Annotated in this window: 10 protein-coding genes and 1 tRNA gene; 2 read left to right on the forward strand and 9 right to left on the reverse strand. The window is 46.1% G+C overall.

The window, feature by feature from the left end; all coding sequences use genetic code 11:
* Window positions 1-291: 291 nt before the first annotated feature.
* The 9 genes from AB4111_RS22610 to AB4111_RS22650 form a co-directional block, all read right to left on the reverse strand.
* Complete coding sequence (locus tag AB4111_RS22610; RefSeq protein ID WP_442033319.1) at window positions 292-879, reverse strand: non-ribosomal peptide synthetase module; 588 nt, start codon at window positions 877-879, stop codon at window positions 292-294.
* A 268-nt stretch (window positions 880-1,147) separates the two neighbouring features.
* Window positions 1,148-1,804: a ribosome biogenesis GTP-binding protein YihA/YsxC gene (yihA, locus tag AB4111_RS22615; RefSeq protein ID WP_442033320.1), complete on the reverse strand. Its 657-nt coding sequence runs from the start codon at window positions 1,802-1,804 to the stop codon at window positions 1,148-1,150.
* Window positions 1,805-1,960: 156 nt separating this feature from the next.
* Complete coding sequence (gene lon, locus AB4111_RS22620) at window positions 1,961-4,300, reverse strand: endopeptidase La (RefSeq protein ID WP_442033321.1); 2,340 nt, start codon at window positions 4,298-4,300, stop codon at window positions 1,961-1,963.
* A gap of 87 nt (window positions 4,301-4,387) precedes the next feature.
* Window positions 4,388-6,145: an ATP-dependent protease LonB gene (lonB, locus tag AB4111_RS22625; RefSeq protein WP_442033322.1), complete on the reverse strand. Its 1,758-nt coding sequence runs from the start codon at window positions 6,143-6,145 to the stop codon at window positions 4,388-4,390.
* 165 nt (window positions 6,146-6,310) lie between these two features.
* The gene (gene ispG, locus AB4111_RS22630) at window positions 6,311-7,408 is read right to left on the reverse strand and encodes a flavodoxin-dependent (E)-4-hydroxy-3-methylbut-2-enyl-diphosphate synthase (RefSeq protein WP_091011869.1); all 1,098 of its coding nucleotides are present in this window, start codon (window positions 7,406-7,408) and stop codon (window positions 6,311-6,313) included.
* Window positions 7,409-7,529: 121 nt separating this feature from the next.
* Entirely contained in the window at window positions 7,530-8,783 is a 1,254-nt protein-coding gene (gene clpX, locus AB4111_RS22635; RefSeq protein ID WP_253440333.1) for an ATP-dependent protease ATP-binding subunit ClpX, read from the reverse strand.
* A 12-nt stretch (window positions 8,784-8,795) separates the two neighbouring features.
* A complete protein-coding gene (clpP, locus tag AB4111_RS22640; protein ID WP_036605886.1) occupies window positions 8,796-9,386 on the reverse strand; it encodes an ATP-dependent Clp endopeptidase proteolytic subunit ClpP in 591 nt (196 codons plus the stop codon).
* 379 nt (window positions 9,387-9,765) lie between these two features.
* Window positions 9,766-11,106: a trigger factor gene (tig, locus tag AB4111_RS22645; protein ID WP_442033323.1), complete on the reverse strand. Its 1,341-nt coding sequence runs from the start codon at window positions 11,104-11,106 to the stop codon at window positions 9,766-9,768.
* A 138-nt stretch (window positions 11,107-11,244) separates the two neighbouring features.
* Entirely contained in the window at window positions 11,245-12,180 is a 936-nt protein-coding gene (locus tag AB4111_RS22650) for a hypothetical protein (RefSeq protein WP_442033495.1), read from the reverse strand.
* Between the two features lie 233 nt (window positions 12,181-12,413).
* Between AB4111_RS22650 and AB4111_RS22655 the strand changes: the two genes are divergently transcribed.
* Together AB4111_RS22655 and AB4111_RS22660 are read left to right on the forward strand one after the other, a co-directional pair.
* A tRNA-Arg gene (locus AB4111_RS22655) sits at window positions 12,414-12,487 on the forward strand.
* Window positions 12,488-13,263: 776 nt separating this feature from the next.
* Complete coding sequence (locus AB4111_RS22660; RefSeq protein ID WP_442033324.1) at window positions 13,264-14,493, forward strand: CynX/NimT family MFS transporter; 1,230 nt, start codon at window positions 13,264-13,266, stop codon at window positions 14,491-14,493.
* The last annotated feature ends 20 nt before the right edge of the window (window positions 14,494-14,513 follow it).

Consider the following 14,513-nt stretch of genomic DNA (forward strand, 5'->3'; position numbering starts at 1 on the left):
ATCCGCTAGGACCTACGTCATTCACTTCCCGAGGGAAAAATCTCTCGCAACATATAATGTCCTGAGTGAATCCTGGTTCCTATATTGTTTTCAACGAGATTAAAAATAACATTGAATTAGAGTGAAATCAACCCTTTTCCAGAAGATTGTAAAATAAATATTTTCAGTTCGGCATATTCGATCTCACATCAAAAAATCCCCCTGAAACCTCCGCATTGGCAAGTACCACTGCCCGGAAGAAACAAGGGAATCCATTACATTCTTATACGTGTATAAACATACACTTTCAGGTCAATAAGCTTCAAGCTCAAATAACCGTTTTTGATAACGAACAAGAGTCTCATCAATCTGATGAAGCTGATCAGCAGTCGCATCTTTTCTAGTGTCCAGCAGTGAATCAATCTCGGCATACACACGTTTGATTTCGCGTTCTACATCTCTGGCCTGGAACAGATGTTGCAATTCAAGCAACGTATTTTTGTATTCGTAGATCACTCGGGTGTTCTCCCCGGTTTTCTCCACAATTTTGCGGACAGTGCCTTGAGCATAAACATACGTCATGGTGAACCCTTTATATATCCGATGAACGACCCCGTCGCCCTTAAAAGTCATAAAGAGCTTACGGACAACGTTGGTCAGATGCAGATTCACCAGGCGGCAAGATAACTCACAGATATAAAATCCTTCTATGCGGTCAAAAGGGAAATGAACCTCTTCTCCACTTACATCCCCCAGCACAACCTCTTGACATCCATTGTCCAACACCTTAACCCGATGATGGAGTCGGCCGTCTTCTGTCATGCGCAAAAACTGATGCATCTGGGGTTCTGACAATTTCATAGTGGCCTTAACATACTCTGTGGCTAACCGCTGAGCCATACAAATCTCCCCAATTCTTTCCCGATTGTTTTGCCTTCCTGCACATGTAGCAGTAATCTCAAAATTCTTCAGGCCGGCAAAGCCGGTATTTTTGGTACTGTTGGCAACATGCACCTATGCTCATTATACACTACCCTAATGCTATTTTTCTCCAGACCCAGATCATGAATTCTCACGAAATCCCATAAAAAACCGGATTAGTCTTGATCTCATCAAAGATTCACTTAACATGCTCACTTTCCCGCACTAAAACAGTATACTATCTCGGTTATCCGTTAATTTCGTTGTTTTCTTCCTCTTCAGAAGTACCCTCTGCATCCAGCACTGGTGCATACTTATCTATGCGGGCATGGCGGGTAATGATGTCCCATAACTCTTCTTTTCCCAATCCCTCTTCGGATGAAAACGGTACAAACAGATCCCCTGAACGAAGACCTAGCGATTCCTTAATGACTTTGATATGTTTGGCTCTGCGCGTTTTGGGAATCTTGTCCATCTTGGTTGCTACAACTACCAAAGGCAATCCATTATGACGAAGCCACTCGTTCATCATCTTGTCATCCTTGGATGGCTCATGTCTCATATCAACCATCTGCATAACCAGTTTCAATTCCTCACGTCCGAGCAAGTATTTCTCCATCATTTTACCCCAGGCAAAGCGTTGCTCTTTGGAAACTTTAGCGTAGCCATATCCCGGGAAATCGACGAAGTAGAGATCCTGATTAATTTTATAATAGTTGAGCTGCTGTGTCTTACCCGGTGTTGAGCTCGTCCGAGCCAAATTTTTGCGATTGATCAAACGGTTGATCAGGGAAGATTTCCCCACATTGGAACGTCCCGCCAAAGCAATCTCTGGCAGACCGTCATCGGGGTATTGTTCAGGCCGAACGGCACTGATAATAAATTCAGATTGATTTACTTTCATATTGTATCTTTCCTCTCTTGAACGCCTTTGCTATGCATAACCTACTGATGGTATTATGCCATGGATTGTTCTATCATACCAAAAAAACCGTTCCAGCGGACGCCGAAGCCTCCGCAGAACGGTCTACTCTTCATACGAACCTTTCGGATACGTGGATTACAGGTGAATTCCTGCCTGCTCAACAAGTGCATGCTGCAATACCTGATCCATATGGGCTACTGGGACAAACTCCACATCTTCCTTGATGCTGTCTGGAATGTCACGCAGGTCCCGTTCGTTATCCTTAGGCAATAATATTTTTTTATAGCCGGCACGATGGGCTGCCAGTGATTTCTCTTTCAAACCACCAATCGGCAACACACGTCCACGCAGCGTTATTTCGCCAGTCATGGCGATATCCTTAGACACATGTTTGTTCGTCAGGGCTGAGATTAACGCTGTTGCCATCGTAATCCCGGCAGATGGACCATCCTTCGGAATCGCTCCTTCCGGAACGTGAATATGAATATCGTTCTTCTCATGGAAATCAGGCGAGATACCAAGCTGCGTCGCTTTGGAACGAGTGTAACTGAATGCGGCTTGTGCCGATTCCTTCATGACATCCCCCAGTTTACCTGTAAGAGTCAATTTACCTGTTCCAGGCACAACAGTCACTTCAATGACAAGGGTATCTCCGCCTACTTCAGTCCACGCCAGACCCGTTACGGTACCAATCTGATCTTCCAGTTCGGCCATGCCATAACGGAACTTGCCAGGTCCAAGGTAGTCTTTGATCTCATCTGATGTGATGTTAATCTGACCTTCCACACCAGAGACGATATTCTTGGCAGCTTTCCGGCACAACGAAGCCATCTGCTGTTCCAGATTACGCACACCTGACTCCCGTGTATATTCACGAATTACACGCAATAACGCGTCATCCGGGATTTCCAGTTGCTCTTCTTCCAGACCATGGTCCTGCTTCTGTTTGGGCAACAAATAGTTTTTCGCAATTTGCAGCTTCTCCAGCTCCGTGTAACCAGGGATGTTGAGCATTTCCATCCGATCCAGCAATGGACGCGGAATATTGTGTACCGTGTTGGCAGTTGTTATAAACATAACGTTGGATAAGTCAAACGGCAATTCCACAAAATGATCACTAAACGTATTGTTCTGTTCCGGATCAAGGACTTCAAGTAACGCTGCGGAAGGGTCTCCGCGGAAATCTGAAGCCATCTTATCAATCTCGTCCAGCAGGAATACCGGATTAAGTGAACCCGCCGTTTTCATCCCCTGAATGATACGTCCAGGCATGGCTCCTACATAGGTGCGTCGGTGGCCACGAATCTCGGCTTCATCGCGCACGCCGCCAAGAGAGATTCTTACAAACTCCCGCCCCAGCGATCTCGCGATTGAACGGGCAAGTGATGTTTTACCAACCCCTGGAGGTCCAACCAGACAGAGAATTGGCCCTTTGAGCTTCTTGACGAGCTTCTGGACCGCCAGATATTCAAGCACACGTTCTTTGGGCTTTTCCAATCCGTAATGATCTGCATTGAGCACATCCTCGGCTTTTTGGATATCCAGATCATCTGCTGTCATCTGGCTCCAAGGAAGGCCGAGCAGCCAATCCACGTAGTTGCGAATGACTCCGCCCTCGGCTGAACTTGCAGGCATCTTCTCCAGTCGATCAATTTCTTTCTCAACCTTTTCTTTCACCTTGTCCGGCAAGCCGAGTTCTTCCATCTGCGTGCGAAGTTCCTCGACCTCACCCGCACGGCCTTCTTTTTCACCCAGTTCTTTCTGGATCGCTTTCATCTGCTCGCGCAAATAATATTCCTTTTGCGTTTTCTCCATCTGTTTCTTCACACGTTGGCTGATCTTGCGTTCAAGCTCCAGCACTTCGCGCTCATTGTTCAGGATATCCAGCAATTTCTCCAGACGTTCCCGAACGTCGATGGTCTCCAGAATTTCCTGTTTATCCTTGATCTTCAAGGACAGGTGACTCGTGATGACATCGGCCAGACGCCCTGGTTCTTCGATGTCAGACACCGCTGCGAGTGTCTCTGGTGTCACTTTTTTGGACAGATTAATATAATTCTCGAACTGGTTCAGAACGGTACGCATCAAGGCATCCGTCTCCGGATGGGTATTCTCCTCTTCAGGCAGCTCTTTTGCCAGCACTTCATAATATTCCTCGTTGTCCGTATATTCAATAATTTCAGCCCGTTCCAAGCCTTCCACGAGTACACGAATCGTACCGTTAGGAAGCTTCAGCATCTGTCTGACCTTGGCCACGGTTCCGATTCTGAAAATGTCCTCTTGTGTTGGTTCTTCAATATTTACTTCGGCTTGGGAACATAGGAGAATCAAATGTTCTTCTACCATCGCTTTTTCTAAAGCCTTGACCGATTTCTCCCGGCCCACATCGAGATGCAGTACCATACTCGGGTAGACGAGAAGTCCTCTTAAAGGCAGTAAAGGAAAACGACGACCTTTCGCTTTGCTCGGTCCCATCGCTTTCGCACCTCCAATGGCTCTCAGGTTGTAGTCATTCATTATTCTATCAAATGTTCACATAAAAAACCAATTGAAGGGAAGCGTTTAGCAGCTTCCCGAATCTGTAACCTGTCCTGGACGAGGCACGTCAGCACGCAAATAGGAAGCGGATGCCGGTGGAAAAATCTCCGGTGCAGGTGTAACTGCCTCTTCTGCAAGCTTCGTCTGTTCCATCTGTTGTGATTCCGGAACCCAAGCGAACACTTCACGGAATACGTCCTGTACCGTATCTACCGGGATAACGCGCAAGCCATCCAGATTCTCGAAAATGGACTGCCAGTTCTCCGCGGGAATAATAACCGTCTTCGCTCCCGCCTGAAAAGCAGCCTCCACCTTGGCCAGCACGCCACCAATTGGCTTAACCCGACCATGAATACTGATCTCGCCAGTCATCGCTGTCTCATGATCCACAGGGCGCCCCTGAATGGCTGATGTAATGGCAGTCGCCATGGCAATCCCGGCTGATGGACCATCAATAGGCGTCCCACCTGGGAAATTCACGTGTAAATCGTAATCATTCGGACGAATACCCATGGCTTTTAATACGGTTAACACATTTTCAACCGATCCTTTAGCCATACTTTTTCGCCGGAGTGTACGCGAACCGCCTCCAATCTCTTCTTCATCCACAACGCCTGTAATGTTGATTCGGCCTTGATCTTTAAGAGCCGGAACAGCAGACACTTCGATTTCCAAAATGGTCCCCATATTGGGTCCGTATACCGCCAAGCCGTTAACAAACCCCACCTGTGGCTGTGAAGGGACCTTCCGGTCAGGCCGTGGCTGAATCTGGCTGCTACCAGCCACCCACTCTACATCGGACGCCTGAAGCGTCTCACGCTTCTCTGTCAGCGCAAGTCCAGCAGCCAGCTGGATGATATTGACCGCTTCACGTCCATTGGTTGCATATCGCTTGACCACATCAACGGCATCCGGACATGGACTGAACCCTATTTTCTGAACAGCATCTTCTGCAATTCGTCCAATCTCTTCAGGCAACAAAGGACGGAAATAAACTTCCATGCATCGCGAACGCAAGGCCGGTGGCAGTTCATGAGGGGAACGTGTCGTTGCTCCAACAAGGCGGAAATCGGCCGGCAGGCCATTTTGAAAAATATCGTGGATATAAGCAGGAGTATGCGTGTCTTCCGAGTTATAGTACGCACTCTCCAAAAACACCTTGCGATCCTCCAACACTTTCAACAGCTTATTCATCTGAATCGAATGCAATTCACCAATTTCATCAATAAACAGCATTCCCCCATGCGCTTTCGTCACAGCGCCCGGTTTCGGTTGGGGAATACCCGCAACGCCCATGGCTCCTGCTCCCTGATATATCGGATCATGAACCGAACCAATTAAGGGGTCCGCAATACCACGTTCATCAAAACGGGCTGTTGTTGCATCCAGCTCGGTGAATTTCGCGTCTGGTTTGAAAGGAGAAGTTGGATTCTTCTTGGCCTCTTCCAGCACAACCCTTGCGGCAGCTGTCTTCCCGACTCCGGGAGGGCCATAAATGATAACATGTTGCGGATTAGCACTGCATAATGCAGCTTTAAGGGCACGCAACCCATCCTTTTGCCCAACAATATCGTTAATGGTCGCGGGACGTGTCTTCTCCGACAGCGGCTTGGTGAGTGAAATCGAACGCAGCTTGCGCAGCTTCTCCAGTTCCTTGCGAGATTCACGCTCAACGGCACTGCGGTTTGTTTTCTGGCCACGCAGCAGGTTCCAGAAATACAAACCAATCACCACTCCAAAAAATAACTGAATCAACATTATGAACATTCCGAAATCACCCATGTCTCAACATCCTCCTTCTGTCCCTATTCTCATATGAGATCATGCTAATACTTGGTAGTATAGCCTTTTCAACGAGACGTAAACGGGCAATGCAGAATTTGTATACGAGAATATAAAAAGCCCGCCATCGCTGGCGAGCTTTTGTAGTAACAAGATATGAATCAATCAGTGCGAACGACCAGGAATAACACCTGTCTCTTCGTAGGCTTCGACGATTTTGTCGATCTCTTTTTTCAATTCCTCAACCATAATTTCTTCAGGCACTTTACGGATCATCTTGCCGTGACGGAACAAGAGACCTTCTCCACGAGCACCGGCAATCCCGATATCCGCTTCTTTAGCCTCACCTGGACCATTAACCGCACAACCCAACACCGATACTTTAATCGGCACCTTAAGTTTGGAGATATACTCTTCCACTTCGTTAGCAATGGAGAACAAGTCGATATCCAAACGTCCACATGTTGGGCAGGAGATCAAAGTAGCTGCATTCGTAATGAGTCCAAATGTTTTGAGCAGATCACGAGCGACTTTAATTTCTTCTACCGGGTCCGCACTCAGTGAGATCCGCATCGTAGAACCAATACCCATGGACAACAGGGCTCCCATACCTGCAGAGCTTTTGATCGTACCGGAGAACAGTGTACCTGCTTCGGTAATCCCCAGATGCAACGGATACGGAATAATTTGAGCTGCTTTGGTATAAGCCTCAATTGCCATCGGCACATCCGATGCTTTGAGAGACACGATGATATCATGGAAATCAAGCTCTTCCAAAATACCAATGTGATACAATGCACTTTCTACCATAGCATCTGCCGTAGGATACCCATACTTCTCAAGAAGATGGTTTTCCAGAGAGCCTGCATTTACTCCGATCCGGATCGGAATACCGCGGTCTTTACAAGCCTTAACCACTTCTTCCACTTTAGCACGTTTACCGATGTTTCCTGGATTAATCCGTACTTTATCAATGCCGTTCTCAATCGCAAGTAAAGCCAGCTTATAGTTGAAATGAATGTCCGCTACGAGCGGTATATTAATGCGTTTCTTGATTTCCTTGATGGCTGCGGCAGCTTCCTCATTATTCACCGTAACACGTACAATTTGACAGCCCGCTTCTTCCAGTCGCAGAATCTCTGCAACCGTTGCTTCAACATCTGCCGTTTTGGTTGTACACATACTTTGGATAATGACTTCGTTACTGCCACCGATCGTTACGTTTCCCACTTTCACGGGACGTGTATCCTGTCTTAAATACATGAGTGATTTCTCTCCCCACAACGTCAAAGCTCCACCCTGACAGAGACATGAATTCGCCTTCTGCCAAAGTGGAGAACTGACAAGTCTATATTTCAGAGTTCAACGGGATTCCCGGCCACATTTAGGCGCTTTCTTCCTGCTTATCGTCCTTTGATTGGCTTAGTTCAGGCACAACTCTTTTCTCAACAACTTCTTCAGTAATGACACAATTCGTAACATCTTCACGTGAAGGCACTTCATACATGATTTCAAGCATGATGCCTTCAATGATGGCACGTAATCCACGTGCACCTGTGTTACGTTTAATTGCTTCTTTTGCAATCGCGAGCAATGCAGCTGGTTCGAATACCAGATTCACATTATCCAGCTCAAGCAATTTTTGGTACTGTTTGGTAAGCGCATTTTTTGGTTCGGACAGAATCCGTACCAACGTATCTTCATCCAGCGGCTCCAAAGTGGAGATGACTGGCAGACGGCCTACAAACTCCGGAATCAGACCAAATTTCAGCAAATCTTCCGGCAATACCATGCCCAGGTATTCACCTGGTTTCAGATCTTTTTGCTCAGAAACGGTATTGAAGCCAATGACTTTTTTACCGATCCGGCGTTTGATCATTTGCTCCAGACCATCAAAGGCACCGCCACAAATGAACAGGATGTTCGTTGTATCAATCTGAATGAATTCTTGATGAGGGTGTTTACGACCACCTTGTGGTGGTACAGAAGCCACAGTTCCTTCAAGAATTTTCAAGAGAGCCTGTTGCACACCTTCGCCCGATACATCACGAGTAATGGATGGGTTTTCGGATTTACGCGCTACTTTATCAATCTCATCGATATAAATAATGCCACGCTCTGCTTTTTCCACATCATAATCAGCAGCTTGGATCAGTTTGAGCAAGATGTTCTCTACATCCTCACCCACATAACCTGCTTCTGTTAATGACGTAGCATCCGCAATAGCAAAAGGTACATTCAAAATTTTTGCCATCGTTTGTGCAAGCAACGTTTTACCAGAACCCGTAGGTCCTAACAGCAAAATGTTACTCTTCGACAATTCAACGTCTTCAATCTTGCTTTGTGTGTTGATCCGTTTGTAGTGATTATACACCGCAACAGACAATGATTTTTTCGCTTGTTCCTGTCCAATAACATATTGATCCAGAATATTACGAATTTCTTTTGGTTTTGGAATATCTTTGAGGTCTATTTCTTCATCATGACCGAGTTCTTCCTCAACGATTTCGGTGCAAAGTTCGATACATTCATCACAAATGTACACGCCTGGTCCAGCGACCAACTTGCGTACCTGCTCCTGAGATTTACCGCAAAAAGAGCATTTCAGTTGCCCTTTCTCATCGTTAAATTTAAACATGAAACCACCCCTTTAGGAATTGATCGGTCTACTGAGCACCTGGTCAATAATGCCGTACGTCTTAGCTTCTTCAGCGCTCATGAAGAAGTCACGGTCTGTATCCCGCTCAATTTTCTCAAGAGGTTGACCCGTACGATCGACGTATATTTGATTCAGTTTCTGACGTGTTTTAATAATCCATTCTGCGTGTATCTTAATATCCGCAGCCTGTCCTTGAATACCGCCAAGCGGCTGATGAATCATTACTTCGCTGTTCGTCAGCGCATATCTCTTGCCAGGTGCACCGGCTGTTAGCAATAACGAGCCCATGCTTGCTGCCATCCCTACGCAAATGGTAGATACATCCGGCTTGATAAATTGCATCGTATCGTATATACCCATCCCTGCGGTGACAGAACCACCAGGTGAGTTAATGTACAAGCTGATATCCTTCTCAGGATCGTCGGCTGCCAAAAACAAAAGCTGTGCTATGACAAGATTGGCTACATCGTCATCAATCGCACTGGTTAGAAAGATAATGCGATCTTTCAGCAAACGTGAATATATATCGTAAGACCGCTCGCCTCGATTGGTTTGTTCTATAACCATTGGCACCAGACTCATGAGACCAACCTCTTTTCTACATGTAATTAGACATAGGCCACCTGTAAAGCAAACCCAAATTCATTCTAACACTTTCCTGTGACAATGTCATTTTTCACAAGAGGGGTCAGACATCAGTTTGATTACTTTTTTAGCCTGATCATATTTAACCATGTTTTCTATGTATGTGCAAATTGAAGCCATCCTATGCCGTCTTGCCGTTTTTTATTTGCATGAAGTACATAGGTATGTAAAAAGTGTACACCGATCAATAAAATTAGTGTTCATCCATATAATTACTTCATTTTCTATAAAATGGATGTCATAATTTAAAAATAAGGCACGCAATAATTCACGTGCCTTATCGTTTATTCAACTGACAAGATGATAACAGCTTGTCTTATTTTTCGTCAGCTTCTGCAACAACTTCTTCAGCTGGAGCTTCAACTGGTTCAACAACTGTGCTGTTCTCAACAAGAACATCAATCGTTTTACGCAGTTTAACTTCATCGCGAAGGCTGTCCAGGGAACCATTACCTTCGAGGATGCCACGGATCTCATCAGCAGGACGCTTGTAAGATTCAGCCATTTTCTCGAGTTCTTGGTTCACTTCTTCGTCAGATACTTCAATGTTTTCCGCTTTACCTACAGCTTCAAGCACCAGGTTGTTGCGAACACGTTTGGAAGCATCTTCTTGCATTTGTCCTCTCAGGTCAGCTTGAGTCTGGCCGGAGAAGCTCAGGAACATTTCAAGGTTCATACCTTGGTTACGCAGACGGTTGTCGAAATCACGCATCATGTTTTGTACTTCGCTGTCAACCATTGCAGCCGGAATGTCCACTTCAGCGTTCTCAGCCACTTTTTCTACAACTGCATTTTCTTGTGCAGCTTTGGCTTCGTCAGCTTTACGGGATTCCAATTGTGTTTTCAGGTCAGCTTTGTACTCTTCAAGTGTGTCGAATTCGCTAACATCTTTAGCAAACTCATCATCCAATGCAGGAAGCTGTTTGCGCTTGATTTCGTGAATTTTCACTTTGAATACCGCTTGTTTGCCAGCAAGTTCTGCTGCATGGTAGCTCTCTGGGAAAGTCACTTCTACGTCTTTGAAGTCACCTGTGGACAGACCCACAACTTGCTCTTCAAATCCAGGAATGAATGTGTTGGAACCCAGTTCCAGGGAATAACGTTCAGCTTGTCCACCTTCGAAAGGTACACCATCAACGGAACCGTCGAAGTCGATTACTGCAACGTCGCCGTTAGCAGCGGAACCTTCGTCGATTACAACGAGTTCAGCGTGACGTTGTTGAAGACGCTCAAGTTCTTCAGCCACTTCTGCATCCGTTACTTCACCTTTTGCTACAGCAACTTCGATTCCTTTGTACTCACCCAGAGTCACTTCAGGTTTCACAGTTACTTTCGCTTTGAACTTGAATGTTTGTCCTTTAGCGAATTGTTCAACATCTACGTCAGGACGATCAACCGGGAAAATATCCGTTTGGTCGATTGCTTCTGTATAAGCTTCAGGAAGCAAAATGTCGATTGCTTCTTGATAAAGGCTCTCTACACCAAAACGTGCTTCGAAGATGGAACGTGGTACTTTACCTTTACGGAATCCAGGTACGTTTGCTTGTTTAACCACTTTATTAAAAGCTTTGTCGAGTGCTGCAGTTACACGATCCGCATTCACTTCAACCTCAAGAACCCCAAGGTTCTTCTCTATCTTTTCCCAAGTTGCTTTCATTGTATACTTTCCCCTCCAAAATTCACATGTTCACGTAGGCAATCACGTACAAAATAACCATTTTAGTATAAACAAGATTAGATTCTTTTTCAAGGGGAATCCCTTGATACAGTTTAAGGAAAACGTTTCCGGCCTCGATTAGCCGTCCAAACCGGCAGATACAAACTGCTTCATGGAACGATAAGCCTGCTCCAGGCGAAAGCGCATCGCGCCTGTCACAGCATACATTGAGCGTGTATTCTCCTCATCATGCGAACCACCAAGACTGTCTGCAACGGTCATATGTAGAGCTGCTGCCCATATATCTGTCATGGAATCATTTTCTTCCAGCATTGATATATAATCGCGGGTTCCATACACCGCCATGACATATTGTATCCACAGTTCCTGGGCAAAATAAAAGAGCGTAGGTTCATGAACCTCCGTCTGATCTGCCACTCGTTCCAGAATCTGAACAATTTGGAGCGGGAACTCCTCTGGTTTAAGAGGCACGGTATCGATCTCGACTTCAACCTGCTCTTCGCCTCTCGTAAACAGGATCATACCTTGAACACCTCGGCGACGCAAGGTCTGCAGCACCCGGAATTGAAGCAGAGGGTGAAGCGACTTGTCTTTTAACCAACTCGTAAGTGCCTCGTCAATCTTCGGCAGATCCAGATAGGCCAACTGCTCCAAAGCCAGCATCGTCTGTTCGGACAGCGGCTCCTCCATTACTGTGCGAAGCATCTTATCTGCATAGCCATCATCCTGTTCAAGCTTCATTCGAGCATGATGCCGTGCCATGTCTTCCTCACTAATCTCTTCTTCCTCTTCTCGTTCTTCGAGAACGGCAGGCGAGGTTTCTTCATACTGAGGGAACGCTGCCTGAAGCCATTCGAGCAGGGCCCGCCATTCATCATAGTGGCGCTCTTCCTGTCCCTGACATTGCAGCAAAAAGTGAAGCAATTTCATCGCTTCACCATACCGTTCATTTTCAAGCATAACTGTCAATTGAATCTGGTAATAGTCCAGCGTCTTAGGAAACAGCACAATATTGTTGTTATGCTCGGTTTCCGGGGTCGTGGATTCCTTAATGGGAGCACCTCCTCTATATCCTGAATCTCCAGTTGGAATCAACCTAAATAGATGTATATATTAAAACGATTGTCGATCTATTTTTGAGTTCTCCTGATATTCTAACATAACCTTAAATATAATGAAAAACACGTTACTGCCGCCAAATATCATATACGAAAAACAGTTTAAAATAAAATGCTTGATATTCCTGTATGCATATGATAAAATCAGTTTTGCTTGAAAAAATTCATGTCTCAGTAGCTCAGCTGGATAGAGCAACGCCCTTCTAAGGCGTCGGTCGGGGGTTCGAATCCCTCCTGGGACGTAAAAAGAAAACTTCCTTCGGGAAGTTTTTTTTGCGTTCTGGGGATGAGAACCCCAATGGTTCGTCGGAGCATTCGCTTCGGTAGCTCTACTTCGCAGTCTCGACTAGAAGGAGAGTATCCCTCCTGGGACGTAAAAAAGAAAACTTCCTTCGGGAAGTTTTTTTTGCGTTCTGGGGATGAGAATCCCAACGGTTCGTCGGAGCATTCGCTTCGTTAGCACCACTTCGCAGTCTCGACTGCAAGGAGAGTATCCCTCCTGGGACGTAAAAAGAAAACTTCCTTCGGGAAGTTTTTTTTGCGTTCTGGGGATGAGAATCCCAACGGTTCGTCGGAGCATTCGCTTCGGTAGTTCGGTACCTGCTGTGTCGCTGCATTGGAACGTTTGATTCGTTCATTATATGGACGATATGTTGCAGTATCGAAGATCTAACGAATCTAGGAAACTCTATTCCCCCCAAAAATTCAGCATCATGGAATTCTAAGAATCTTAGAGAGCTTATTTCACCATTCCGGGGGATTAACTCACTCAGATTGCAGTAAGTTACCTGATTAACGTTGCTGAGGTTCATTAGAATCTGAACATAGTGGTTATCCGTTCTATAAGACCTCTTCGATTCGTTAGAGTTTGTCAGGTCCAGATGGTCCGAGTCCCGCGTTCTTGTGGGTGCTTTTTTTCATTTCATTGCTCAATGTTGACATAGAATGTTATGCTTGCGGGGTGGATAATGTAACAATCCATACATATCAACTTCTTAGGAAACAGGAGATTTTATCAATGTCATCTTCAGTACAGCAGCACTCGTCCATCCATGCCGAGGAAGAACATTCTTCGACATCCAAAAGATTCGGCCTGTTATTAGCAGGCATTATCGTTATCGCCGCTACCATGAGGTCACCGATCACAGCAACCGGACCTGTAGTGGAGATGATCCGCTCAGATACAGGTATCGGCCATACGATGGCCGGGCTTTTGACCTCACTACCTTTGCTTGCCTTTGCAGCAGTCTCTCCTTTTGCACCACGTCTTGCCAAACGGTTAGGACTCGAATCTGCTCTACTATTGGCTGTTATCATCGTGACCATTGGAGTGGCCTTGCGCTTGTTGCCTTCCGTTCTCTCCTTATATACTGGAACCGCAATATTGGGATGCGGCATTGCATTAAGCAACGTGCTTTTGCCAAGTTTAATCAAACGTGATTTTCCATTGCGGGTGGGTATCGTCACTGGATTATACTCTGTATCCATGAACATATTTGGCGCCATCGCCTCAGGTGTGAGTGTACCCTTATCCGGAGCTACATCTATGGGTTGGCGCGCTTCGTTAGGTATGTGGGCCCTGTTGTCCATACTTGCACTTCTCTTGTGGCTCCCCCAGATCGCCGCAGGACGCCAGCGGATGTTATATGTTACCTCCCGGAGCGAAGGGGCACCCGTGCGTCTAAGGACCTCTAAACTAGCCTGGTTCATTACTTTATTTATGGGTCTGCAATCTCTAATATTCTATACGACGATTACCTGGCTTCCCGAGATTCTCGCTGAGCAAGGATTCAACCCCACTTCAGCAGGGTGGATGCTCTCCTTGATGCAGATGGTTAGTGTACCGGCTACCTTTATCGTTCCGATCCTCGCAGGCCGAACGCGAGATCAGCGTGTTCTAACCGCGATAACGTGCTCTTCTTTGATTGTCGGGTATGCATTATTGTTAAGTGGCATCGGTTCGCTCGTTACCATCGGCGTCACGTTGGCAGGAATAGGTGGTGGAGCTTCGTTTGGACTGGTAACCATGTTCTTCGTCCTACGCACAAACGATGCCAGACAAGCTGCCAGCCTGTCCGGTATGGCTCAGTCCTTCGGATATATGCTCGCGGCAGTGGGACCTCTACTGTTCGGCATGCTTCATGACTGGACAAAAGGATGGACCCTTCCGTTGCTCATACAGGTCATTCTAGCCATTGCTCTACTAATTGCAGGGCTTCAAGCCAGTAAAAATCGAATGATCGGTTAGTCATACCATTCATTTATAAA

Origin of the sequence: Paenibacillus sp. 2KB_22 (genome assembly GCF_052115745.1) — a bacterium.
Taxonomy (GTDB): Bacteria; Bacillota; Bacilli; order Paenibacillales; family Paenibacillaceae; genus Paenibacillus.

Coding starts and splice junctions, on each gene's coding strand:
- AB4111_RS22610 (WP_442033319.1), bottom strand. CDS start 879: ATGGCTCAGCGGTTAGCCACAGAGTATGTTAAGGCCACTATGAAATTG.
- yihA (WP_442033320.1), bottom strand. CDS start 1,804: ATGAAAGTAAATCAATCTGAATTTATTATCAGTGCCGTTCGGCCTGAA.
- lon (WP_442033321.1), bottom strand. CDS start 4,300: ATGGGACCGAGCAAAGCGAAAGGTCGTCGTTTTCCTTTACTGCCTTTA.
- lonB (WP_442033322.1), bottom strand. CDS start 6,145: ATGGGTGATTTCGGAATGTTCATAATGTTGATTCAGTTATTTTTTGGA.
- ispG (WP_091011869.1), bottom strand. CDS start 7,408: ATGTATTTAAGACAGGATACACGTCCCGTGAAAGTGGGAAACGTAACG.
- clpX (WP_253440333.1), bottom strand. CDS start 8,783: ATGTTTAAATTTAACGATGAGAAAGGGCAACTGAAATGCTCTTTTTGC.
- clpP (WP_036605886.1), bottom strand. CDS start 9,386: ATGAGTCTGGTGCCAATGGTTATAGAACAAACCAATCGAGGCGAGCGG.
- tig (WP_442033323.1), bottom strand. CDS start 11,106: ATGAAAGCAACTTGGGAAAAGATAGAGAAGAACCTTGGGGTTCTTGAG.
- AB4111_RS22660 (WP_442033324.1), top strand. CDS start 13,264: ATGTCATCTTCAGTACAGCAGCACTCGTCCATCCATGCCGAGGAAGAA.